The sequence below is a fragment of the Enterococcus sp. H57 genome, from assembly GCF_003112495.1.
Taxonomy (GTDB): Bacteria; Bacillota; Bacilli; order Lactobacillales; family Enterococcaceae; genus Enterococcus_B; species Enterococcus_B faecium.
This window is the reverse complement of sequence record NZ_BEHC01000001.1, coordinates 17,678-40,576: the sequence shown is the minus strand read 5'-3', so window position 1 is coordinate 40,576 and position 22,899 is coordinate 17,678. Positions and strand designations below refer to the sequence as shown.

The 22,899-nt window shown below is 38.7% G+C and carries 24 protein-coding genes; 22 read left to right on the top strand and 2 right to left on the bottom strand.

Annotation, left to right across the window (positions count from 1 at the left end):
- Positions 1-155 precede the first annotated feature (155 nt).
- The 10 genes from DIZ30_RS00210 to recN all read left to right on the top strand — a co-directional run bounded on the left by DIZ30_RS00210 (position 156) and on the right by recN (position 8,826).
- A complete protein-coding gene (locus tag DIZ30_RS00210) occupies positions 156-1,220 on the top strand; it encodes a Xaa-Pro peptidase family protein (RefSeq protein WP_104890501.1) in 1,065 nt (354 codons plus the stop codon).
- Positions 1,221-1,465: 245 nt separating this feature from the next.
- Entirely contained in the window at positions 1,466-1,891 is a 426-nt protein-coding gene (locus DIZ30_RS00205; RefSeq protein WP_002286664.1) for an Asp23/Gls24 family envelope stress response protein, read from the top strand.
- Positions 1,884-2,333 carry a transcription antitermination factor NusB gene (gene nusB / locus DIZ30_RS00200; RefSeq protein ID WP_002286662.1) on the top strand — a complete coding sequence of 150 codons (450 nt, stop codon included), beginning with the start codon at positions 1,884-1,886 and terminating at the stop codon, positions 2,331-2,333. The genes DIZ30_RS00205 and nusB overlap by 8 nt, the downstream gene beginning before the upstream one ends.
- A gap of 96 nt (positions 2,334-2,429) precedes the next feature.
- Complete coding sequence (locus tag DIZ30_RS00195) at positions 2,430-3,284, top strand: bifunctional methylenetetrahydrofolate dehydrogenase/methenyltetrahydrofolate cyclohydrolase (protein WP_109023031.1); 855 nt, start codon at positions 2,430-2,432, stop codon at positions 3,282-3,284.
- Positions 3,285-4,622, top strand: coding sequence for an exodeoxyribonuclease VII large subunit (gene xseA, locus DIZ30_RS00190; RefSeq protein ID WP_104890502.1), 1,338 nt, complete (start codon positions 3,285-3,287; stop codon positions 4,620-4,622).
- A 4-nt stretch (positions 4,623-4,626) separates the two neighbouring features.
- On the top strand, positions 4,627-4,851 hold the full coding sequence (locus DIZ30_RS00185) for an exodeoxyribonuclease VII small subunit (RefSeq protein ID WP_002286657.1): 225 nt from the start codon (positions 4,627-4,629) through the stop codon (positions 4,849-4,851).
- A gap of 1 nt (position 4,852) precedes the next feature.
- Positions 4,853-5,743 carry a polyprenyl synthetase family protein gene (locus tag DIZ30_RS00180; protein ID WP_104890503.1) on the top strand — a complete coding sequence of 297 codons (891 nt, stop codon included), beginning with the start codon at positions 4,853-4,855 and terminating at the stop codon, positions 5,741-5,743.
- An 8-nt stretch (positions 5,744-5,751) separates the two neighbouring features.
- On the top strand, positions 5,752-6,570 hold the full coding sequence (locus DIZ30_RS00175) for a TlyA family RNA methyltransferase (RefSeq protein WP_104890504.1): 819 nt from the start codon (positions 5,752-5,754) through the stop codon (positions 6,568-6,570).
- Between the two features lie 106 nt (positions 6,571-6,676).
- On the top strand, positions 6,677-7,126 hold the full coding sequence (locus DIZ30_RS00170; RefSeq protein ID WP_002286653.1) for an arginine repressor: 450 nt from the start codon (positions 6,677-6,679) through the stop codon (positions 7,124-7,126).
- Positions 7,127-7,143: 17 nt separating this feature from the next.
- On the top strand, positions 7,144-8,826 hold the full coding sequence (recN, locus tag DIZ30_RS00165) for a DNA repair protein RecN (RefSeq protein WP_002286651.1): 1,683 nt from the start codon (positions 7,144-7,146) through the stop codon (positions 8,824-8,826).
- A 54-nt stretch (positions 8,827-8,880) separates the two neighbouring features.
- Here the strand turns inward: recN and DIZ30_RS00160 are convergent, their stop codons facing one another.
- Positions 8,881-8,997, bottom strand: a complete 117-nt coding sequence (locus DIZ30_RS00160) for a DUF4044 domain-containing protein (RefSeq protein ID WP_002291876.1) — start codon at positions 8,995-8,997, stop codon at positions 8,881-8,883.
- A 72-nt stretch (positions 8,998-9,069) separates the two neighbouring features.
- Positions 9,070-10,026, bottom strand: coding sequence for a magnesium transporter CorA family protein (locus DIZ30_RS00155; protein WP_002286649.1), 957 nt, complete (start codon positions 10,024-10,026; stop codon positions 9,070-9,072).
- Between the two features lie 170 nt (positions 10,027-10,196).
- Between DIZ30_RS00155 and DIZ30_RS00150 the strand changes: the two genes are divergently transcribed.
- The 12 genes from DIZ30_RS00150 to DIZ30_RS00095 all read left to right on the top strand — a co-directional run bounded on the left by DIZ30_RS00150 (position 10,197) and on the right by DIZ30_RS00095 (position 22,896).
- On the top strand, positions 10,197-10,565 hold the full coding sequence (locus tag DIZ30_RS00150; protein WP_002286647.1) for a DUF3397 domain-containing protein: 369 nt from the start codon (positions 10,197-10,199) through the stop codon (positions 10,563-10,565).
- Positions 10,566-10,734: 169 nt separating this feature from the next.
- On the top strand, positions 10,735-11,166 hold the full coding sequence (gene mraZ, locus DIZ30_RS00145; RefSeq protein WP_002332074.1) for a division/cell wall cluster transcriptional repressor MraZ: 432 nt from the start codon (positions 10,735-10,737) through the stop codon (positions 11,164-11,166).
- Between the two features lie 20 nt (positions 11,167-11,186).
- On the top strand, positions 11,187-12,146 hold the full coding sequence (gene rsmH, locus DIZ30_RS00140) for a 16S rRNA (cytosine(1402)-N(4))-methyltransferase RsmH (protein ID WP_002297994.1): 960 nt from the start codon (positions 11,187-11,189) through the stop codon (positions 12,144-12,146).
- Between the two features lie 4 nt (positions 12,147-12,150).
- Positions 12,151-12,552: a cell division protein FtsL gene (ftsL, locus tag DIZ30_RS00135; RefSeq protein WP_098189021.1), complete on the top strand. Its 402-nt coding sequence runs from the start codon at positions 12,151-12,153 to the stop codon at positions 12,550-12,552.
- Positions 12,553-14,745 (top strand): penicillin-binding transpeptidase domain-containing protein, encoded by a 2,193-nt coding sequence (locus tag DIZ30_RS00130; protein ID WP_002286640.1) that lies wholly within the window; start codon positions 12,553-12,555, stop codon positions 14,743-14,745.
- Positions 14,746-14,770: 25 nt separating this feature from the next.
- A complete protein-coding gene (mraY, locus tag DIZ30_RS00125; RefSeq protein ID WP_002286639.1) occupies positions 14,771-15,733 on the top strand; it encodes a phospho-N-acetylmuramoyl-pentapeptide-transferase in 963 nt (320 codons plus the stop codon).
- A gap of 13 nt (positions 15,734-15,746) precedes the next feature.
- Positions 15,747-17,108 (top strand): UDP-N-acetylmuramoyl-L-alanine--D-glutamate ligase, encoded by a 1,362-nt coding sequence (gene murD / locus DIZ30_RS00120; protein WP_002325464.1) that lies wholly within the window; start codon positions 15,747-15,749, stop codon positions 17,106-17,108.
- A gap of 25 nt (positions 17,109-17,133) precedes the next feature.
- Complete coding sequence (gene murG, locus DIZ30_RS00115; RefSeq protein ID WP_098188778.1) at positions 17,134-18,222, top strand: undecaprenyldiphospho-muramoylpentapeptide beta-N-acetylglucosaminyltransferase; 1,089 nt, start codon at positions 17,134-17,136, stop codon at positions 18,220-18,222.
- A gap of 14 nt (positions 18,223-18,236) precedes the next feature.
- Positions 18,237-19,457, top strand: a complete 1,221-nt coding sequence (locus DIZ30_RS00110) for a cell division protein FtsQ/DivIB (RefSeq protein WP_109023030.1) — start codon at positions 18,237-18,239, stop codon at positions 19,455-19,457.
- Positions 19,458-19,612: 155 nt separating this feature from the next.
- Positions 19,613-20,938, top strand: a complete 1,326-nt coding sequence (ftsA, locus tag DIZ30_RS00105) for a cell division protein FtsA (protein ID WP_098188777.1) — start codon at positions 19,613-19,615, stop codon at positions 20,936-20,938.
- Between the two features lie 22 nt (positions 20,939-20,960).
- Positions 20,961-22,202, top strand: a complete 1,242-nt coding sequence (gene ftsZ / locus DIZ30_RS00100; protein ID WP_002286629.1) for a cell division protein FtsZ — start codon at positions 20,961-20,963, stop codon at positions 22,200-22,202.
- Positions 22,203-22,218: 16 nt separating this feature from the next.
- Positions 22,219-22,896, top strand: coding sequence for a YggS family pyridoxal phosphate-dependent enzyme (locus DIZ30_RS00095; protein WP_002324421.1), 678 nt, complete (start codon positions 22,219-22,221; stop codon positions 22,894-22,896).
- Positions 22,897-22,899: the final 3 nt, after the last annotated feature.

Here is a 22,899-nt window from a genome sequence, read left to right as displayed (position 1 = left end):
AAACTAAAAGGAGTTGCAGCGAGACTGTGACTCCTTTTTGGCTTTATTTATTTAAAAGAAAAAGAAGTTTTCCGGAAATTTTTATTTAACTGTCGTGTACGAAGAAAAGTTTGCTATAATAGAAAAAAGCGTGCAAAGAAAGAGGGAGTTTCATTATGATGCTACGTGTAGAAAAATTGCGCAAAAAAATGCAAGAAGAAAAGTTGGATTCATTTTTGGTTACCAGTCCGTACAATCTTCGTTACTTAACGAACTTTACAGGTACGACAGGATTAGCTGTTATTACTTTGGAAAAAGCATTTTTTATTACTGATTTTCGTTATACCGAGCAGGCGGCAGCGCAGGCTCAAGGGTTTGAAATTATTAAAAATGTCGGACCTATTTTTGATGAGGTAGCAAACTTAGTACGCAAAGAAGAACTGCACTCATTAGCTTTTGAGGAAACAACAGTCTCATTTTTAGAATATTCGGTTTTAGAAGAAATCATCGATGCGGAATTAGTACCTGTTTCACAGATGATCGAAGAACTCAGAGAAGTGAAAGATGAAGAAGAAATCGCTATTATCGAAAAAGCATGTCATATTGCGGATATGGCATATGATCACATCCTGAAAATGATCCAACCGGGCATGACTGAGATTGAAGTCGCAAATCAACTAGACTTTTATATGCGTTCTCTTGGCGCTTCAGGTGTTTCTTTTGATACGATCGTTGCTAGCGGATTGCGTTCGGCTATGCCGCATGGTGTAGCAAGCAAAAAAATCATCGAACAAGGCGACTTGATCACATTGGACTTTGGCTGCTATTACGAAGGGTACATTTCCGATATGACACGTACATTCGCTATTGGTGATCCTGGGGAAAAATTAAAAGAAATTTATCAAATAGTCTTAGATGCTCAATTAGCAGTTATTGATACTGCAAAACCAGGAATGACTGGTGTCCAATTAGACGCAGTTGCTAGAGATTATATTTCAAAACATGGTTACGGGGAAGCATTTGGACATTCTACAGGACATGGGATCGGTCTAGAGATCCACGAAGGACCAAACGTTTCTTCTCATGCAGAAAAGCAATTTGTACCAGGAAATGTGATCACTGATGAACCAGGGATCTACTTACCAGGAATCGGTGGAGTACGTATTGAGGATGACTTGTTGATCACAGAAGATGGAAATCGTGTGTTGACTCGTTCACCAAAAGAATTGATCATCTTATAGTTTCATCAATAGAAGAAGTAAGCGTAAAAATCAGTGTTCACAGACTTTGTTATAGAAAATCACTCGATTTAATGATACACTATAGAAGAACTTTTAAGCTGTAAGAGATAATAAAGTTGGGTGTTTTCTCCAATTCATAGCAGTTTGCAGCTGATCGGCGGCAGTTTTCTTACCACGTGATCACTATGCCGCATCATAGAGAATTCGGATGTATCTCGTGCTTAGGCAAAGGGAGGAATAAATAAATGGCAGATGAAAAAAATTTGATTTTAAACGCAAACCAAGATTTAGGAGAGATCGTGATCGCTCCTGAAGTCATCGAAGTAATTATCGGGATTGCAGCTTCTAAAGTAGAAGGCGTATACGGAATGCGCGGAACTTTTGCCAGCAATGTCACTGAATTATTAGGACGTGCAGCTCACGGAAAAGGTGTTTACTTAGCAAACGAGGAAGATGGCTTGAAAGTAGATCTTTACTGTTATCTAGAATATGGTGTTTCAGTTCCTAAAGTAGCAATGGAAATGCAGGAACGGGTCAGCCAACAAGTCCTTTTCATGACGGATATCGATTTATCTGAAGTCAATATCCATGTAGTAGCTGTTGTTCCTGAAAAATTAGAACAACCAACAATCGAAGAACTTTTTGAAGACGAAGAGGAAGAGAATGAATAAAGAATTATCAAGACACGAGATTCGGGAAATGGCATTGCAGGCTTTATTTCCATTAGACTTCAATGCAGACCTAACAAAAGAAGATGCGATTTTCAACGCAATCGAATTAGACCACCGCGACATGATCAACGAAGATGAATCAGAGTTTGTTCCTGTTTATCTTGATACGCTAGTTGGCGGTGTCTGTGCAAAAAAAGATGAATTGGATAAAGTGATTGAAAAACATTTGAAAAACAATTGGCACATCAATCGGATCTCAAAAATGGATTTGGTGATCTTGCGTATCGCGATTTTTGAAATGACTTATGTGACAGATGTACCAGCGGCTGTTGCTTTAAATGAAGCAATCGAGTTGGCAAAAACATTTAGTGATGACCGTTCACGTAAATTCGTCAACGGTGTTTTATCCAATGTATTGAAAGAATTAGAAGCTGGGGCGTAAGTCCTAGCTTTTTTCTATGAATCATCATAAACCTGTTATAAATCGGGAAAATTCTATGGTAGAATGAAAACACAAAAAATATCTGGGAGTGGTTAGATGGCAGAATTGATTAACGGAAAAGAATTAGCTGAAAAAATGCAGGCAGAGATTGCTGAAAAAATCCAAAAATTGAAAGATAATGGTATCCATCCCGGATTAGTCGTTTTATTGGTAGGGGAAAATCCAGCCAGCCAAATCTATGTAAGAAATAAAGAACGTGTAGCAAAAGAAATCGGAATCCATTCATTGGTAGAGCGTTATCCTGAGACGATTTCTGAAGACGAACTACTTGCAGAAATTGAAAAATACAATCAAGATCCTAGTTTTCATGGTATATTGGTCCAATTACCATTGCCAAAGCATATAGATGAAGAAAAGATCCTGTTAGCTATCCGCCCTGAAAAAGACGTAGACGGTTTTCATCCGATGAATTTAGGCAGACTCCTTGCGGGTAAACCGGACAAGATTCCTTGTACTCCATACGGCATCATGAAAATGTTTGAAGCTTATTCTATCGATCCGGCGGGTAAACGAGCAGTAGTTATCGGACGAAGCAATATCGTCGGTAAACCGATGGCTCAGCTACTCTTGATGGCAGATGCAACTGTTACTGTTGCTCATTCTAAAACCGAAAATCTGGCTGAACTGGCACAAGAAGCAGATATTTTAGTCGTAGCAATAGGATGTGGACATTTTGTCACAAAAGAATTCGTAAAACCAGGTGCTGTAGTGATAGATGTAGGGATGAACCGTGATGCTAACGGTAAGCTGATCGGTGATGTGAAATTTGATGAAGTGGAGCCTATTGCAGGCTGGATCACTCCTGTGCCAAAGGGTGTAGGGCCAATGACTATCACGATGCTGATGTATCAAACCGTAAAATCTGCCGAAGCTTTTGGAGCAGGTGAATAGATGGCACAAGAATATTTAACTGTCACTACATTAACGAAGTATTTGAAAAGAAAATTTGATGCCGATCCTTATTTAGAACGCGTATATTTAACAGGCGAAATCTCGAATTTCCGTTTACGCGCCAATACCCATCAATATTTCAGCTTAAAAGATGACCATGCAAAAATATCTGCTATTATGTTCAAAGGAGCATTCCAAAAATTACGCTTCCAGCCAAAAGAGGGAATGAAAGTCCTTGTCGTTGGGCGTATTTCATTATATGAAGCGGGAGGTTCTTATCAAATCTATGTAGAGCACATGGAGCCTGATGGAATAGGTGCTTTATATCAAGAATTGGAAGAACGAAAAGAAAAGCTGATGAAGGAAGGCCTTTTTCAAGGGCCTAAAAAAATGCTGCCACGTTTCCCAAAGCGAATCGCGGTCCTTACCAGTCCAAGCGGAGCGGTTATCCGCGATATCATCACGACGGTGAAAAGAAGATATCCAATTGTCCAATTGGTTTTGTTCCCAACAGTTGTACAAGGAAACCAAGCAGCGGACAATGTTGTCAGGAATATCCAGAGAGTAGAAGAGATGGGCAATTTCGATACAATGATCATCGGTCGTGGGGGTGGTTCGATTGAGGATTTATGGCCGTTTAATGAAGAGCGGGTTGCTCGGGCGATTTATCAAGCTAATACGTCGGTGATTTCATCTGTAGGACATGAAACAGATACCACGATCGCTGATTTAGTAGCAGATGTTCGGGCTGCCACTCCAACAGCAGCTGCAGAATTAGCTGTTCCTGTTTTGTCAGAAGAGTTGATGCGCATTCAAGAACGGCAAGCTAGATTGCAGCAGGCGTTTGTACGCCAGATCCAGCGCAAACAAGAGCGGTTCGAGCGTGCTCGACGTTCCTATGTATTTCGGCAGCCTGAAAGATTGTATGAAGGTCAGACCATCAAATTAGACCAGTTGAAACAGCGATTATATCAAGCTACACAGCAAATTTATCATGCGAAAGAAAAACAAACGATCGCATTAAGCCACCAATTGGAACAAGTGGCTCCGCTTTATCGAGTTAAAGCAGCTCGCCAAGAAACTGCTTATCTAGAAAAACGCTTAGAAGAGAAAATCCAACAATATATGAAACAACAGCAGCAGCGTTTTGCTCAAGCTGTTCAATCTCTTGATTTGTTGAGTCCATTGAAAATCATGGGAAGAGGCTACAGCTATACGACGTTAAATGATCAAGTAGTAAAAAGTGTCTCCGAGATTCATCAAGGGGATTTGCTGACGATCCATTATCAAGATGGAATCGTTAAAGGACAAGTACAAGAGATAGACAAAGGAGAATAAAAATATGGAAAATCCAACTTTTGAAGAGTCACTGCAAGAATTAGAAAAAATTGTCATGCAGTTAGAACAAGGAGACGTTCCATTAGAATCAGCTCTAGATTCGTTTAAACGAGGAATGGAATTAAGCAAACATTGCCAAGATACATTAGCTAAAGCAGAAGAGACCTTGACGAAAATGATGACAGAATCAAATGAAGAAGTTGATTTTGACGGAAACGAGGAAAGCTGAGATGAGATTAACTGACTTTTCAGCTATTCATCTACCTGCTGTAGAAAAAGAAATCTTGTCTTTTTTAGATGAGCATACAACGGATAGAGGACTCTATGATGCGATGAGTTATTCAGTGAAAGCAGGCGGGAAAAGAATACGTCCCTTATTACTTTTAACGGCCGTTGCTTCCTTTGATGAGCCTATTGATGTTCCCGTCTATCAAGTAGCAGCTGCTTTAGAAATGGTGCATACGTATTCCTTGATCCACGATGATTTGCCTGCGATGGACAATGATGATCTTCGTAGAGGAAGACCTACCAATCATAAAGTATTCGGCGAAGCATTAGCTATATTGGCCGGAGATGGTTTGCTTACAGGAGCATTCCAGCTAATCAGTATGGCACACTTAGGTAATTCTCCTAAGCTTCTGCTGCTTCAGCAATTAGCTGTTTGTGCGGGATCACAAGGTATGGTTGCTGGGCAAGCTGCAGATATCGAGGGCGAATCGAAAAAGCTTTCTTTAGAAGAATTAGCATTTATTCATGAAAGAAAGACAGGGCATTTGATTCGTTATGCCTTGCTGGCTGGTGGCATATTAGCGAAGCAACCTGAAGAAATCATATTGCTACTTCAACGATTAGCCGAACATTTAGGTTTAGCTTTTCAGATAAGAGATGATCTACTCGATGTGATTGGTACAACGAAAACATTAGGGAAAACAGCTGGTAAAGATGAACGTATGGAAAAAAATACTTACCCGCGTTTATTAGGCCTAGAAAAGACACGTGAGGCGTTGGAGATTGAACTGTTATCCGCCAACAAGATCATAGACAAATTAGAAGAGGACGTTTTTTCTTTTAATGGCGGGCTGATGCGCCAGATGATCAAGCAATTTGATGTGGAGAAATGAGGGAAAGAATGGAAAAAGAACGCGTAGATGTATTAGCGGTCAAACAAGGATTATTTGAAACAAGAGAACAAGCCAAACGTTCAGTGATGGCTGGTTTGATTTACAACGAAAAAAACGAGCGGCTTGATAAACCGGGAGAAAAAATTCCAGTGAGTAGTGAATTAAGAGTCAAAGGTAAAAAACTTCCTTATGTTTCTCGGGGGGGATTAAAATTAGAAAAAGCACTCAAAGCATTTGATCTATCTGTTGAAGGAAAAACATTGTTAGATATTGGTGCATCCACTGGCGGATTTACTGATGCAGCTTTGCAAAATGGCGCAAAAATGAGTTATGCTTTAGACGTTGGCTACAATCAGCTAGCTTGGAAAATAAGACAAGATCCTAGAGTCGTCGTAATGGAAAGAGTGAATTTTCGTTATGCAAAACCCGAAGACTTTACCTTAGGAATTCCAGAAGTTGCTGTTATCGATGTTTCTTTTATTTCACTAAAACTGATGCTGCCTCCATTACATGCTATTTTAAAAGAAGAGGGAGAAGTGATTGCCTTAATCAAACCCCAATTCGAAGCAGGCAGAGAAGCTGTAGGGAAAAACGGAATTGTTCGTGACCCTCAGACCCATCAAAAAGTTTTAGAAGACATTTTGTCATTTGCGGCACAAGGTGGATATGATGTGCTGGAATTAAGTTATTCTCCGATCACGGGGGGAGAAGGAAATATCGAGTTCTTGGCTCACTTGAGGAAAGTACCCGAAAGCGGAACAATCAATTCAGCTATTAATATGGCAGAAGTGGTTTCAAATGCACACGAACAGTTTGACCATAAATAAATTGTAACTGTGAAAATCAAGTGAGAAGTATGCGGATTCTTCTTTATTATACCAAGGAAATAAGCTATCATTGATTAAGAAGAATATGCTAAGGAGCGAAGACGTAATGAGAAAAAAAGATCGGCATCGTTTGATTACTCGATTGTTGAGTGAGCAAGATATCCGAAAGCAGGAAGAATTTGTTGAAATCCTGAAAAGCAAAGGAATATCTGTTACTCAAGCTACGATTTCCAGAGATATAAAGGAACTGAAACTGATCAAGGTACCGGCTTCAGATGGCGGCTACCGTTATAGCATACCAGCTGAAACAAACGAAGATGTAAATACTAAATTGGAAAAACTATTAAAAGACGCTTTCGTGGCAGTTGACCAAATGGAAAAATTTGTTATTTTGAAAACATTGCCGGGAAATGCTTCGGCAGCAGCAAATTTGATTGATAAACGTTACAAGAAAGAATTATTTTCGATTATCAATGATGACGATAATGTTTTGATGATTACACGAACTGAAGACCAGGCAGTTTTATTGAAGAAAGACTTCCTGCATTACCTTTAAGTTGAGGAGCGAATGTGATGCTACAAGAAATCAGTATTACTAACTTTGCGATTATTCCGGAATTGCGGCTTTCTTTTCACGAAGGAATGACCGCGCTGACCGGAGAGACTGGTGCGGGTAAATCCATTATTATCGATGCTTTAGGTCTGTTAGCAGGAGGAAGAGGTTCAAGCGATTATATACGTCAAGGAGCAGAAAAATGTGTGCTTGAAGGGTTGTTTGAACTACCAAAACAAGAAGGATTCTCTGAACTGATGGTTGAATTAGGGATCGAAACAGATGAGGACAATCTGATTGTTCGACGGGATATGTCCTTAACTGGAAAAAATGTTTGTCGAGTGAATGGTCATATCATCACATTAGCTAATCTGAGAAGAATCGGCAGTTATTTAGTAGATATCCAAGGACAAAACGAACATCAGGAACTGCTCCAGCCTGAATCACATCTTGCTTTATTGGATCGTTTTGGAGATGTAGCTTTCCAACAGAAGAAAAAGAGTTATCAGCAAGAATATATCTCTTATCGTGAGCTGGAAAAAAGGGTACGAAAAGTGCAGCAAAATGAAAAATCCTATGTTCAGAGAATAGATATGCTCCATTTCCAGCAAGAAGAAATAGCTGCTGCTGATTTGCAAGTCGGAGAAGAAGAGAAATTAAAAGAAGAAAGAGAAAAACTTAGCAATTATCAAAAAATTGCTGATGGATTAGCTGCAGGTTACGGAGCACTGACGAATAATGAACAAAACAGTGTAGATGGTGTTGGCTTGGCCGTTTCAGAACTGCAAGGGATCGCCCATCTAGATGTGGAGTATGAAGCAATTTATGAAAATATCCAAAGTGCTTACTATTTGCTGCAAGATGCAATCGGCGATATGAGTCGTCAGATTGATTTATTGGAGTTAGATGAGAGTCGTTTAGAAGAAGTGACGCAACGTTTAGAATTAATCCGACAGTTGAAACGTAAATACGGCGAATCCATTGAGTCAATATTGGCTTACTATGACGAAATCACCGAAGAGCTAGCTTCTTCTGATTTTTCAGAAGGTCAATTGGACAAAATGAAAGAGGAACTAGAGCAAAAAGAGCTTCTACTTCAGCAACAAGCCGCAGATCTTCATGAAGCGCGTAAAAAAATCGCAAAAGAATTGGAAAAATCCATTCTGCATGAATTGAAAAGTCTGTATATGGAAAACACTGAGTTTGAGGTACGTTTCTTAAAAGAAGAAAATAGACAATTGAATCATGATGGATTTGACCAAATCGAATTTTACATTACGACCAATCCAGGAGAGCCACTGAAGCCTTTGGTGAAAGTCGCTTCTGGTGGCGAACTGTCTCGGATGTTGCTTGCTTTGAAAACTATTTTTTCTTCTGAGCAAGGTGTGACAAGTATTATTTTTGATGAAGTGGATACAGGTGTGAGCGGAAGAGTTGCACAAGCCATCGCAGATAAAATTTCTCAAATATCGAAATACTCTCAAGTTTTGTGCATCACTCATCTGCCTCAAGTTGCTGCAGTCGCCGACTATCAATATTATATTGTGAAAGCAGTGATTGATGGACGTACGCAAACTTCTGTTTCAGAGTTGAAAACAAAAGAAAGAGAAGAAGAAATTGCACGTATGCTGGCTGGAAGTGAGATTACAAAACTCACACTCGAACATGCAAAAGAACTATTGAAACTCGCAAAAAGGACCTGAGCCACCTCGCAGTGGTTCAGGTCCTTTTCAGCAGCTGATAGCTATATTTTATTTTTACATGACACTCATTACAGCAGTCAATACAACAGATCCAATCGTTAAAATCAGCATTGTCCAAATGACAAATTTTGTTACTTTAGCAAAAGTACTTGTTTGTTTTTTTTCACGCATTGTTTTCAACCTCGTCATTAATTAGTTGATTCAAGTGTACAATCTTTTTGCCATTTCCACAAGAGGGCTTTTTTATAAAAACTTCCCTTTTTTTAAATAATAGGTAGTTACGATACAAATAAATAATGTTAATAGAACTAGCCATATAAAGGCATCATCCCTTTCAGCAATAGGTAACTTAATGTTCATTCCATAGATACTGCCGACGATTGTCGGTATAGTTAAAATAATCGTTAAAGAAGTTAAAATTTTCATAATATTATTCAGATTATTCGATACGATTGCTGAAAAAGTCTGATTCATTTGTTCTACTAGTTTTAATTGAATGCGAGAAGTAGTCATTGCCTGCTCTGTTTCCACCAATACATCACGTAAATGATTTTTCAAAGCATGATTTTCTTGGAAAAGTTTATTTTGTGCTAGTTCTTTCAATGCATCTAAATTAGCAGAAGTCGCTTCTCTGAAATAAACGAGGCTTTTTTGGATATCCATGATTTGATAAAGTTGTTTGTTTTCAGTGGATACTTGAAGTTTGGCTTCCAAAGTATCGCATTGAGATTGAAGCGTAGCTAAATAACTGTTGTAAGAGAGTGTGACCTGCCAAATGAATTGAAAGAAGATATTGAGATTAGGCGAAATATCACTTTTTGGAAAGGTCTGGCTAAAGACTTTCTTTAAAAACAGTGGTTCATGATTCGTAATTGTGATAAGCTTCTTTTTGGGCGTCAAAATAATAGAGAGCGGGTATGTATCCACTTGAAAATAACCGCTAGGACTTGTTTTAGCAAAAGGATATTGTAACAATAATAACGCTGGCTTTGTCAACTTTGATTGATTGAATTCTTCTGTACGGGAATTTTCTGCATCGTCCAATATGGAAGTGATGTAATCTGACGGAATTTCAAATTGATGTGTCAGCTGATGAATCTCTTCTTGATTAGGACGTTCTACACAATACCAGATCGTTTGGTCAGTTTCCTTTCCGGTATTACGCAGTTTCTCATTATCTAATGTAAAATATTTGATCATGATTTTCCTCCTGTTGCCTGTTTCTTTTATTATAACGGATAGGGAATTGGAATACATGGAATGTGTTTGTAAGATATAGAATATAACTGCATAAATTTAAATAAAATGAAACAGTTGTGTAAAGTATATACAGTATACTTGAAGCAACGATAAAAAAGGAGTTTACGTTCATGGGCACATTCACACCACTTATCTTGTTTTGGTATATTTACCCGGTAATCGTTTTGTTTGGTTGCCAATTTCTTGTAAAATTATTTTCGTTAAATCGTCGTTTTAAAATAAAAGCCCCTGATTTGGCGATTCCTTTTTTGTGGGGCGGTATGCATGCATTGTCTAGAAATACAGGGACAATTTCTATCTTACCGTTTTTCTTTATTTCTGTTTTGCTAATGGGAATTTGTATTGCTGTTTTCCAAGCATATTATTATGAAGAAATTATTTATCCGCGTTATTTCAAGATGACTTGGCGTTTGGTTTTTCTGTTGACAATCGTCTTGTACGCTGTCTTGATCATTGTGAACATACTTTCTTACCTATGAAAAAAATAGAAAAGCTGTAAAAAGTCTTTTAAAAGGCTTTTTGCAGCTTGATTTTAAAAAAAATGTTTATGAATAAAAAAAGTTGTTCCCGGATTTCCCAGAAAAGGTGGTAGAAAGTGGGGGATTGTGGTAGACTAATTTTAGTTAGTGGAGGAATGGGGGGCTTTCAATGTTGATGGGTGAATTCCAACATAATATTGATGCAAAAGGACGTTTAATCGTGCCCTCAAAACTTCGTGAAGAACTTGGTGAAAAGTTTGTTCTGACACGCGGATTGGATGGCTGTCTTTTCGGCTATCCGATGAGCGAATGGGAAAATCTGGAAGCTAAACTGAACGAAATGCCGTTGGCTAAAAAAGACGCACGTACTTTTGTGCGATTCTTCTATTCGGCTGCCACTGAATGCGAACTTGATAAACAAGGACGAATCAATATACCCAGCACGTTAAGAAATTATGCAGCTTTGGCAAAAGGTTGCGTAGTCATCGGTGTATCTAACCGAATTGAAATTTGGGATGAGACACGATGGCAAGATTTTTCTGCAGCAGCAGAAGATAACTTTGACGAAATTGCTGAAAGTATGATTGATTTCGGACTATAAGAATAGGAAGAGGCTGACTAATGACTGAAACATTTCAACACTATACAGTCATGTTGAAAGAAACGGTAGATGGATTGAACATCAAACCGGATGGCGTTTATGTAGACTGTACACTCGGCGGTGCCGGACATAGTGAATATTTATTAAGCCAACTAAGTTCTAAAGGGCATCTGTATGCGTTTGACCAAGATCAAAAAGCAATCGATCACGCCAAGCTGCGTTTAGCTTCTTATGTCGAACAAGGTATGGTCACATTTATCAAAGCGAATTTCAGAGAATTAGAAGAACGCTTGAGTGAGCATGTAGATAAGGTAGACGGCATTTTGTATGATCTAGGGGTTTCCTCTCCTCAGCTAGATGAAGCAGAACGTGGATTTAGTTATCATCAAGATGCACCGTTGGATATGCGCATGGATCAGTCAGCTCCTTTATCCGCTTATCACGTAATTAATGAATATTCCTACCATGAATTAGTAAAGATTTTCTTCCGCTATGGCGAGGAGAAATTTTCCAAACAAATTGCTCGTGAAATCGAACGTGTACGAAAAACAAAACCAATCCAAACAACTGGTGAGCTTGTCGAAATCATTAAACAAGTCATCCCAGCTCCCGCAAGAAGAAAAGGCGGGCATCCTGCAAAAAGAATTTTTCAAGCTGTGCGGATTGCAGTAAATGACGAACTCGGTGCCGAAGAGGCCTCTTTAGAACAGGCAATCCGGTTATTGAAAGTCAATGGAAGAATCAGCGTAATCACATTCCATTCATTGGAAGACAGAATTGTCAAAAGTATGTTTAAAGAATATAGTACGGTACAAGATCTACCACCGGGACTTCCTGTCATACCTGACGAATTCCAACCAGAACTGAAAGTCATTACTCGTAAACCAATCCTTCCTTCAGAGGAAGAGCTAGCAGAAAACAATCGATCACGCAGTGCAAAGTTACGTATTGCAGAAAAAATAAGAATGAAAGAGGAGTAGAATGATGGCAGAATTAAAGAAAATGCAAGATTACGAATATGATTTACCTGAATTGGTGGATCAGCCGGAACAACAAATGCCTGATTCTTCTTCGAATCAAGAAATCATTCTTCCACAATCACCGGCAAAACGATTAAAGCAGATTTCTGCTTTGGAAAAAATTGCTGTGGCAAGCGTGGCGATTGCTATTGTTACTTTATGTGTTTTAACAGTTATGCTGCGCACAAATATCAGCGGAGCTGAAAAAGAAATCACGTCAATACAAACAGAAATCAATGATAAAAAGCAAGAAAAAACGAGTTTAGAACAAGAAAAAAACGAACTTTCTCGTACTGAACGGATTAAACAAATCGCAGAAGAAAAAGGATTGTCTATTAATGACGACAATTTAAGGAAAGTGAAGTAAATGAGTCTTAAAAATAAAATTCGGCGGTTTATGGAAAAGAAAAATCTAAATCCGATGAACAATCGCAAAAAAGTAGGTATCATTTTATTTGCTACGAGTATTGGATTGTTCTTTTTATTTGCCGTCCGTTTCTCGTATATCGTTATTGGAGGTCATGTTGCTGGTACCTCATTAGCTGAAAAAACAAAACAGTTGTACCAAGGAAGTGAAGTAGTAAAAGCAAAAAGAGGAACGATTTATGATCGTAACGGTGTGGCGCTCGCAGAAGATGCCTCCTCTTATTCAATTAAAGCGATACTCTCAAAAACATATACCTCTGGGGATAAAAAACTGTATGTTGAAGAAAAGAATTTTGATAAAATAGCAGAAATCCTGCATAAGAATCTTTCTATAGACAAAAAAGATGCACTGAATATTTTAGAAGACGGCGCAAAAAAAGAGCTGTATCAAGTTGAATTTGGTAGCTATGGGAAAAATATCTCCCAAGAAACCAAGCAAAACATCGAAGCGGACATGAAAAAAGAAGGTGTCGCTGGTCTTTACTTTGTCGACCATCAGGCTCGGATGTATCCAAATGGCGTCTTTTCTTCTCATTTTATTGGATACGCAGTTCCAGACAAAGATGAGAATGGCTTAGTTGGTAAACTAGGTTTGGAGTCTGCTTACAATGATATCTTGAGCGGTAAAGATGGTAAGATTATTTATCAAAAAGATAATTTTCAAAATCCTCTGCCAGGTACAGTGGCAGAAGAAGAAAAAGCTGTCGACGGACAAGATATCTACACGACTTTAGACAGCAGACTACAAAGTTATTTAGAAACACTGATGGATCAAGTAAATGAAGAATATCAGCCAGAAGAATTGACAGCAGTCTTGATGAAAGCAAAAACCGGAGAAATCTTGGCAATGGGACAACGACCTACTTTCAATCCTGAAACAATGGAAGGATTGACTGGAAAAGATGCTATCTGGCGTAATTTCTTGGTACAAGATAGTTATGAACCAGGATCAACCATGAAAGTTTTCACTACTGCAGCTGCTATCGAAGAAGGAGAATTCAACGAGAATGAAACCTTCCAATCTGGAAAAATCCAAGTAGAAGATGCTACGATCAATGACCATGACTTTGGTGAAAAAGGTGTGCTGACCATGCGTCAAGCTCTTTCATGGTCAAGTAACGTCGGGATGGTCATACTGGAACAGCGATTAGGCGGACGATGGTATAACTATTTACAAAAACTAGGATTTGGACAAAGTACTCATTCTGGATTAGATGATGAAGTAAACGGTGCTTTACCTACATCAAATATTGTCGACCGAGCAATGAGTGCTTATGGACAAGCGGTAGGTGTGACGAATTTCCAAATGATGAAAGCTTTCACTTCTATTGCGAATAACGGTACAATGATTCAACCTCGATATATCAGCAAAGTGGTGGATCCCCAAACTGGAGAAGAGCGAACAACTCAAACAGAAGTTCTAGGGCAACCTTTTTCAAAAGAAACAACAGAAAAAGTCCGTGAATATATGAGAGATGTTGTCGAAAGCGAAAACTACGGTAGTGCTTATGGTGTATATAGTGTACCTGGATACAATGTATCGGCAAAAACCGGAACAGCCCAAATCGCTTCTGATACAGGGGGATATCAAACAGGAGATACAGCCTACCTGTATTCGATTGTGGAGATGGTTCCTTCTGAAGATCCAGACTATGTCTTGTATCTAACAATGAAACACCCTAAGACATATGATCGAATGGCCTTGGCTAAAATCGCAAATCCATTGATGAAACGGGCAATGGATTTTAAAGAAACTGAAGAAGATTCAGATACAGAAACAAAAACAGAAAAAGTATCCGTAGCCGATTATCGTAATCTTGAAGCGGACGTTGCAGCAGCTGATGCTCAAAAAAGTGGACTGCAACCTGTAGTGATCGGTAATGGTAAAAAAGTACAAAAACAATCTACTGCCAACGGTGATCAGTTGATTTCTGGAGAAAAACTGATCCTATACACTGGTGGTGATAAGCTGATGCCTGACGTAACAGGATGGTCAAAAGCAGATATCATGAAGCTGGGGAAAATCCTCGGTATTGAAGTTAGTTTTGATGGAGATGGTTATTGTGTCAAACAAGAACTTGCTCCATATGAAAAAATCACTGAAGACAAACTTAGTTTTACTTTAGAAGAATAAGAAGAGAAATAGGAGAGAAAAGAGCATGGAATGGACACAAGCATTGATTCCCATTGTCAGCAGTTGTGCAATGACAATTGCCGCAATGCCGCTATTTATTGGTTACTTTCAAATGAAAAAGCAAGGTCAGGCGATTCGTGAGGAGGGACCAAAGTGGCACAATAGCAAAGCCGGAACTCCTACAATGGGCGGCTTAGTGTTTCTGATCGGCTCTATTTTGACAGGAATTTGGGTTGGAGCTTGGCAAAAACAGCTAACTCCTACTCTTTTCATCTTGCTTTTTGTATTAGCGTTATACGGAGTAATCGGCTTTCTTGATGATTTTATAAAAATATTCAAGAAAAGAAACATGGGACTGAACTCGAAGCAGAAATTGATTGGACAGATTCTAGGGGGAATCATCTTTTATCTTGTTTACCGTTCTGAAGGTTATCCAGGTGTATTGAATTTCTTCGGACTAGATCTACCTTTAGGAATCATTTATGGTATTTTCGCTCTCTTCTGGCTTGTTGGATTTTCAAATGCGGTAAACCTGACAGATGGCATCGATGGATTAGTTGCTGGCTTAGGAAGTATCTCTTTTGCAGCTTACGGTCTAATTGCTTGGCATCAGCATCAGTATGATGTATTAATCATTTGCTTAAGTGTTTTAGGAGGTTTACTGGGTTTCTTCGTCTACAACAGAAAACCTGCCAAGATTTTTATGGGAGATGTCGGTTCATTAGCGTTGGGCGGACTTTTAGCGGCAATTTCTATAATGCTAAACCAAGAATGGACATTGCTTTTGATTGGTTTGATCTATGTTATGGAAACAGCAAGTGTGATGCTTCAAGTTACTTCCTTTAAGCTTACAGGAAAACGAATTTTTAAAATGTCTCCAATTCATCATCACTTTGAAATGTGCGGATGGTCGGAGTGGAAGATTGATACAGTTTTTTGGTTGATCAGCATTGTGACTTCGTTGATCACATTATGGATCGTTTGGTAGGAGATGACGGGAAATGAAAAAAATATCAACATATGAAAATAAGAAAGTGCTTGTCTTAGGACTCGCAAAAAGCGGAGTAAGTGCGGCCAAATTATTACATGAATTGGGCGCACTTGTCACCGTTAATGATGGAAAACCTTTTGACGAAAATCCGGAAGCACAAGAGCTGCTTTCTTTAGGGATAAAAGTAATAACAGGTAGTCATCCAATCGAATTGTTGGATGAAGAATTTTCATTGATGGTCAAAAATCCAGGGATTCCCTACAGTCATCCTTTAGTAGCAAAAGCCCAAGAAATGGGTATTCCGGTAATTACGGAAGTTGAGCTAGCTTACGAAGTAGCGGAATGCCCAATTATTGGGATTACAGGAACGAACGGAAAAACAACGACAACAACGATGACAGGACTACTACTGAATGCAGGAGCAGATCAAGGAATTGCACGTTTAGCAGGAAATATTGGATATCCAGCAAGTGGTGTCGCGCAAGAAGCGAAACCAGAAGATAAAATCGTGATGGAGTTATCTAGTTTTCAACTCATGGGAATCACAGATTTCCGCCCTCATATAGCGGTGATTACCAATATCTATGAAGCACATATTGATTATCATGGTACAAGAAAAGAATATGTCAAAGCTAAATGGAACCTTCAAAAAAACATGACAGAAAAAGATTATCTGATCCTTAACTGGAATCAGTCAGAACTACAAGAATTAGCGCAAAGAACAAAAGCACGCGTACTGCCTTTCTCGACAAAAGAAGTGTTGGAAGACGGTGTGTATGCTGACGATTACTCAATATACTATAAAAAAGAAAAAATAATGGAAATATCTGAACTTGGCGTACCAGGTAAGCATAATGTAGAAAATGCACTAGCTGCTATTTCTGTAGCAAAATTGTATGGTATATCAAATGAAGCTATACGAGAAACGTTGAATTTATTCCATGGCGTACCACATCGTACGCAATATGTAGGAGAAATCCAAGGCAGAAAATTTTATAATGATTCAAAAGCAACCAATATTTTAGCGACTAAAATGGCTCTAAGTGGATTTGAAACGTCTAAGGTCGTGTTATTGGCTGGCGGATTAGACAGAGGAAATACATTTGATGAATTAATTCCTTCATTAAAAGGAATCAAAGCAATGGTCGTATTTGGTCAAACAAAAGAAAAGTTGATGGATGCTGGAAAAAAAGCAGGCATCGAGACAATAGTAACAGCCGATTCTGTAGAACAAGCAGTTCCTTTAGCATTAGAAAACAGTACAGATGGTGATGTAGTTTTATTATCACCAGCGAATGCCAGCTGGGATCAATACCCAAATTTTGAAACTAGAGGAAACAGATTCATGGAAGCTGTGAACCGATTAAAATAGAAAAAGTAGAAGCGAGCGATAAAAAATGAAAATTTTGGTTACAGGCGGAGGAACAGGGGGACATATTTATCCAGCTCTTGCCTTTGTCAATTATGTAAAGACTCAAGAACCGAATGCTGAATTCATGTATGTGGGAGCAAAACGAGGTCTAGAAAACAAAATCGTCCCTGATACAGGAATGCCTTTCCATACCTTGGAGATTCAAGGATTTAAACGAAAAATTTCCATGCATAACATCAAGACGGTCCGATTGTTTCTTAAGAGTATCCGTCAAGCAAAAAAAATCCTCAGTGATTTTCAACCAGATATCGTTATCGGTACTGGAGGATATGTTTCCGGAGCGGTAGTGTACGCTGCAGCCAAAATGGGTATTCCAACAATTATCCATGAACAAAACAGTGTACCAGGTGTTACTAATAAATTTTTAAGCCGATATGTGGATCGGATCGCTCTTTCATTTAAAGATGCGGCTTCCTTTTTTCCTGAAAAAAAAGCAGTTCTTGTAGGTAATCCTCGAGCACAAGAAGTAGCAGATACTAAAAAATCAGATATTTTGAAAACATTTGGTTTGGATCCAGAAAAGAAAACAGTCTTGATTTTTGGCGGTAGTCAAGGAGCACTTAAAATCAATCAAGCAGTATCAGTTTTTTTAAGTGAATATATTCCTTTTTCTTACCAAGTTTTGTATGCTTCAGGAGATAGATATTATGAAGAGATCCTAAATAAAATAAATCCTGAAATACAAAATATTAGTGTCCAGCCTTATATCAAAAATATGGCAGAGGTCATGGCTTCCAGTGATCTGCTGGTGGGGCGTGCTGGTGCAACTTCGATCGCAGAATTCACAGCTCTGGGGATACCGGCAGTGTTGGTTCCCAGCCCATATGTTACGAATGATCATCAGACTAAAAATGCAATGAGTCTTGTTCACGCAGGAGCAGCAAAAATGATTGCAGATAATGAACTAACAGGTGAATCACTAAGTCAGACAATCAACGAAATCATGGGTGATGAAGAATTGCAAAAGCAAATGTGCCGAGCTTCTAAAGAACAAGGAATCCCTGATGCTTCAAAACGTCTTTATGACTTAGTAAAACAAATAATCAAAAAATAAAGGCGGTGGTCTTAGTGAGTAAGAAAAAAGAACCAAAAAAATTGTCTCATCCGTCTTCTGATGAAAACAATTTGACTCCTTGGCAAAAGGCTAACCGAAAATATCTGGCAGAACAAGAGATGAAAAACCAAGAGCCAAAAAAAGAAGACATAACATTAGATACACCCCTTTCAGATTCTGAAGAAGAAAAAACGGTTCAAGAGGAACAGCAAGAAGAAAGCCAGTCCGAGAAAAAAATCGAATTTTTTGAAGAGATCAAGCAAAAGAAAAACGGTGGGCCATATAACGGTTCTTTTTTGAACCGGCTGCCCAATTTAAAAAGTCAACGGCACAAAGTACTATTTCGTCGGTTAGCTTTGATCATCACTGTATTGGGTATACCGCTGATTTTTTTGATCTATTATGTTTCTCCTTATAGCAAATTACAAGCAGTTGCAGTATCAGGCAATAAGACAGTCAACGGCCAAGAAATCATCTCTGATACAAAATTGTCATTAGGAGAAAATGTCTGGGGACAGTATTTTCATCGATCTACTTATATCGATCGCCTTAAAAAAGCACAGCCAAGAATCGAAACAGCAAATATACATTTCAAAGGGATGAATGAATTCGATTTGGATGTAACAGAATATAAAGAGATTGCTTTGATCGCAAAAAACAATCAATACTACCCAGTGATTGAAAATGGAACAGTATTAGATGAAAAAGTAGCAAATCCTACAAAAAATCTCCCTATCTTGGAAGAGTTCAAAGACTCTGCAAAAATCAAAGAATTAACAAAGCAATACAATCAGTTATCATCAGAATTACAAAAAGCAATTTCTGAAATCAAGTACACGCCAAGAGCAAGCAATAAAAATCTGATCCAATTGAATATGAATGACGGCAATCAAGTTATTGTAAATATCAATAATCTTGCGAACCAAATGAAATATTATTCGCAAGTAGCCAAAGATATGGATGAAAAAGGTGTGATCGACATGGAAGTTGGTATCTTCTCGCATCCTTACGGTAGCACTCAAGAAACGGAAGAATCGGGCCAATCGGAAGAAACAACTGAAAGTGAAGAAAATGCGGATCAAACAAACGAATCAAGTGAAGAGGCAGAAACGCAAGCAGCACAAACACCTGGATCGTCTAACACAAACGGATCATCTGATTCAAATGATTCAAGTGAAACAAGTCAAATAGAAGATAATCCAAGTACAACTCCGTCAAGTTTAAATGAAAATTGATAAAACAACTTTAAAAAGTAAGAATGTACTTTCTAAAAACCAGTAATTTATGGTAGAATTGGAAGCAGTGAATATATCTATTAATAAGTATATTTTAAAACGGACGCTAGTTGTTCGCTTGTATATGGAATAGTAAGTAGGAGGGAATCCCATTCATGGCAAAAACAGGAATGTATGTAGGCCTTGATATTGGAACGACATCTGTTAAAGTTGTCGTGGCTGAATATATCGACAGCCAAATGAATATTATTGGAGTAGGAAACGCAAAATCAGAAGGGATTAACCGAGGCATTATCGTTGATATCGATAAAACGGTCCAAGCGATACAACGAGCAGTACGACAAGCAGAAGAAAAAGCAGGTATCCAGATCAAAGGCGTAAGTGTCGGTTTGCCAGCAAACATGCTTGAAGTAGAAAATTGCCAGGGAATGATTGCAGTTAACGGAGATTCAAAGGAAATCACCGATGAAGATGTCAGAAATGTGGCTTCAGCTGCCCTTGTTCGTTCAATACCTCCTGAACGTCAAATCGTGTCAATATTGCCACAAGATTTTACTGTCGATGGGTTCAAGGGAATCAAAGATCCTCGTGGAATGATCGGCGTAAGATTAGAAATGTACGGTCTGTTGTTTACAGGACCTAAAACGATCATCCATAACATACGTAAATGCGTGGAAAATGCCGGATTAATCGTCAACGAAATGGTGATTACTCCTTTAGCGCTGACTGAATCAATTCTTTCTGACGGAGAAAAAGATTTTGGTACGATCGTCATTGATATGGGTGGCGGCCAAACAACAACGGCTGTTATGCATGATAAGCAATTGAAGTTTACCAATCTTGACCAAGAAGGTGGCGAATTTGTCACTAAAGATATCTCTATTGTATTAAATACGTCATTTAACAATGCAGAAGCGTTGAAAATAAACTACGGTGATGCATACCCAGAACGGACATCACCAGATGAAGAATTTCCAGTAGATGTGATTGGTCAGTCAGAACCAGTGAAAGTCGATGAACGCTACTTGTCAGAAATTATTTCAGCTCGAATGGAACAGATTTTCAACAAAGCAAAAGATGCATTGGACCAAATCGAAGCATTAGAGTTGCCAGGTGGCGTCGTATTGACAGGCGGAGCTGCTAGTCTTCCTGGTGTTGTGGACTTGGCACAAGAAATCTTCGGCGTAAATGTAAAATTGTATGTTCCAAATCACATGGGGCTGAGAAACCCGGTATTTACAAATGTAATAAGTATCGTGGATTATTCAGCAAACTTGAGTGAAGTGTATCAATTGGCAAAAATTGCTGTTACGGGTGAAACCTCAGCAGCTCGTCAAATGGTAGTTGAACAAGAAACAACAAACACATATGAGAGCTATGAAGCACCTGAAGAAACAATCTACGATGAGCCGGAACCAAAAGAGTCCGGAGAAAATGTAAAAAATAAAATCAAGGGTTTCTTTACAAATATTTTTGATTAATTCATCCTGGGAGGAATAAGATATGGAATTCTCAATTGATAATAATATCAATGACGGCGCAGTAATCAAAGTCATCGGAGTCGGTGGTGGCGGTGGAAATGCTGTAAACCGAATGATTGAAGAAAACGTTAAAGGTGTTGAATTCATTACAGCCAACACAGACGTGCAAGCATTAAAAAATTCAAAAGCTGAAACAGTTATCCAATTAGGCCCCAAATATACTCGTGGTTTAGGTGCTGGTTCTCAGCCAGAAGTTGGACAAAAAGCGGCAGAAGAAAGTGAACAATCCTTACGCGAAGCTTTAGACGGTGCAGATATGATTTTCATCACTGCAGGAATGGGTGGAGGAACCGGTACAGGTGCTGCACCAATCGTTGCAGGTATCGCGAAAGAATTGGGCGCATTGACTGTTGGTGTCGTGACACGTCCATTCACTTTTGAAGGACCGAAACGTGGCCGTTTTGCTGCAGAAGGTATCGCTCGTTTGAAAGAAAATGTGGATACATTATTAATTATCTCAAATAACCGTTTATTAGAAGTTGTAGATAAAAAGACACCGATGCTTGAAGCTTTCCGTGAAGCAGATAATGTTTTACGACAAGGTGTACAAGGTATCTCTGATTTGATCACAGCGCCAGGTTACGTTAACCTTGACTTTGCTGACGTGAAAACAGTGATGGAAAACCAAGGTACAGCATTGATGGGGATCGGTGTGGCTAGTGGAGAAGATCGCGTAGTAGAAGCAACGAAAAAAGCAATCTCCTCTCCATTGCTTGAAACATCTATTGATGGAGCTGAACAAGTACTTCTTAACATCACAGGCGGTTTGGATATGACATTGTTCGAAGCACAAGATGCTTCAGATATCGTAGCAAATGCAGCAACTGGCGATGTAAATATCATTCTAGGTACATCTATCAATGAAGAAATGGGCGATGAAATCCGTGTGACGGTCATCGCAACAGGTATCGATGAATCAAAAAAGGAACGCAAGTCTAGCCGACCAGCTAGACAAGCACAAATGCAATCACCTGCTCAAAAGACTGTATTAGATATGGATCAAGCTAAACCAACTTCTTCAGAAGAAGAAAACAGTTTTGGCGATTGGGATATCAGACGTGAACAAAATGTTCGTCCTAGAGTTGATGATTCCAATTTTGACAATATCGAAAAAAAAGAATTTGATACATTCAACCGCGAAGAAACAAAATCTCATGGCGATGATGAATTAAATACGCCACCGTTTTTCCGTCGTAAAAAATAAAGGAGAGGAAGAGCACATGATTGCTGACAACTTGCAGAAAATCAAGCAAGAAATTCAGGATTCGTGTGCTCTTGTTCATCGTGATCCGAAAGAAGTTACATTAGTAGCTGTAACAAAATCTGTTGAATCCGCTCAAGCTGAAGAATTGGTTAGAGCTGGCGTTATGAATTGTGCAGAAAACCGAGTAGATAAACTATTACAAAAGAAACAAGATTTATTTGATTTTCCTGAAATAAAGTGGCATTTAATTGGTAATTTACAGCGCAGAAAGGTAAAATTGATTGTAAATGAAATTGATTACTTTCATGCGTTGGACAGTTTAAGATTAGCAGAAGAAATCCAGAAGCGGTTAGAGAAAGAATTATCCTGTTTTATTGAAGTAAATGTTTCTGGTGAGGAATCAAAACATGGAATTTCACCAGATGAGCTTTTACCGTTTGTGGAATCTTTAGCTGCCTGCACAAAAATCAAGGTTGTTGGGTTAATGACTATGGCGCCTAAAGAAGCTTCTGATGAGCAAATCCATAAAGTGTTTGGTACGCTGAAAGAATTGCGTGATCTTGTTCAAGCAAAAGGTTATGCCCATGCACCATGTAGTGAATTAAGTATGGGGATGAGTCAAGACTTTCAAATTGCGATTGAAGAAGGTGCAACATTTATCCGTGTAGGAACAGCGCTATTCAAAGACGAATAAAGG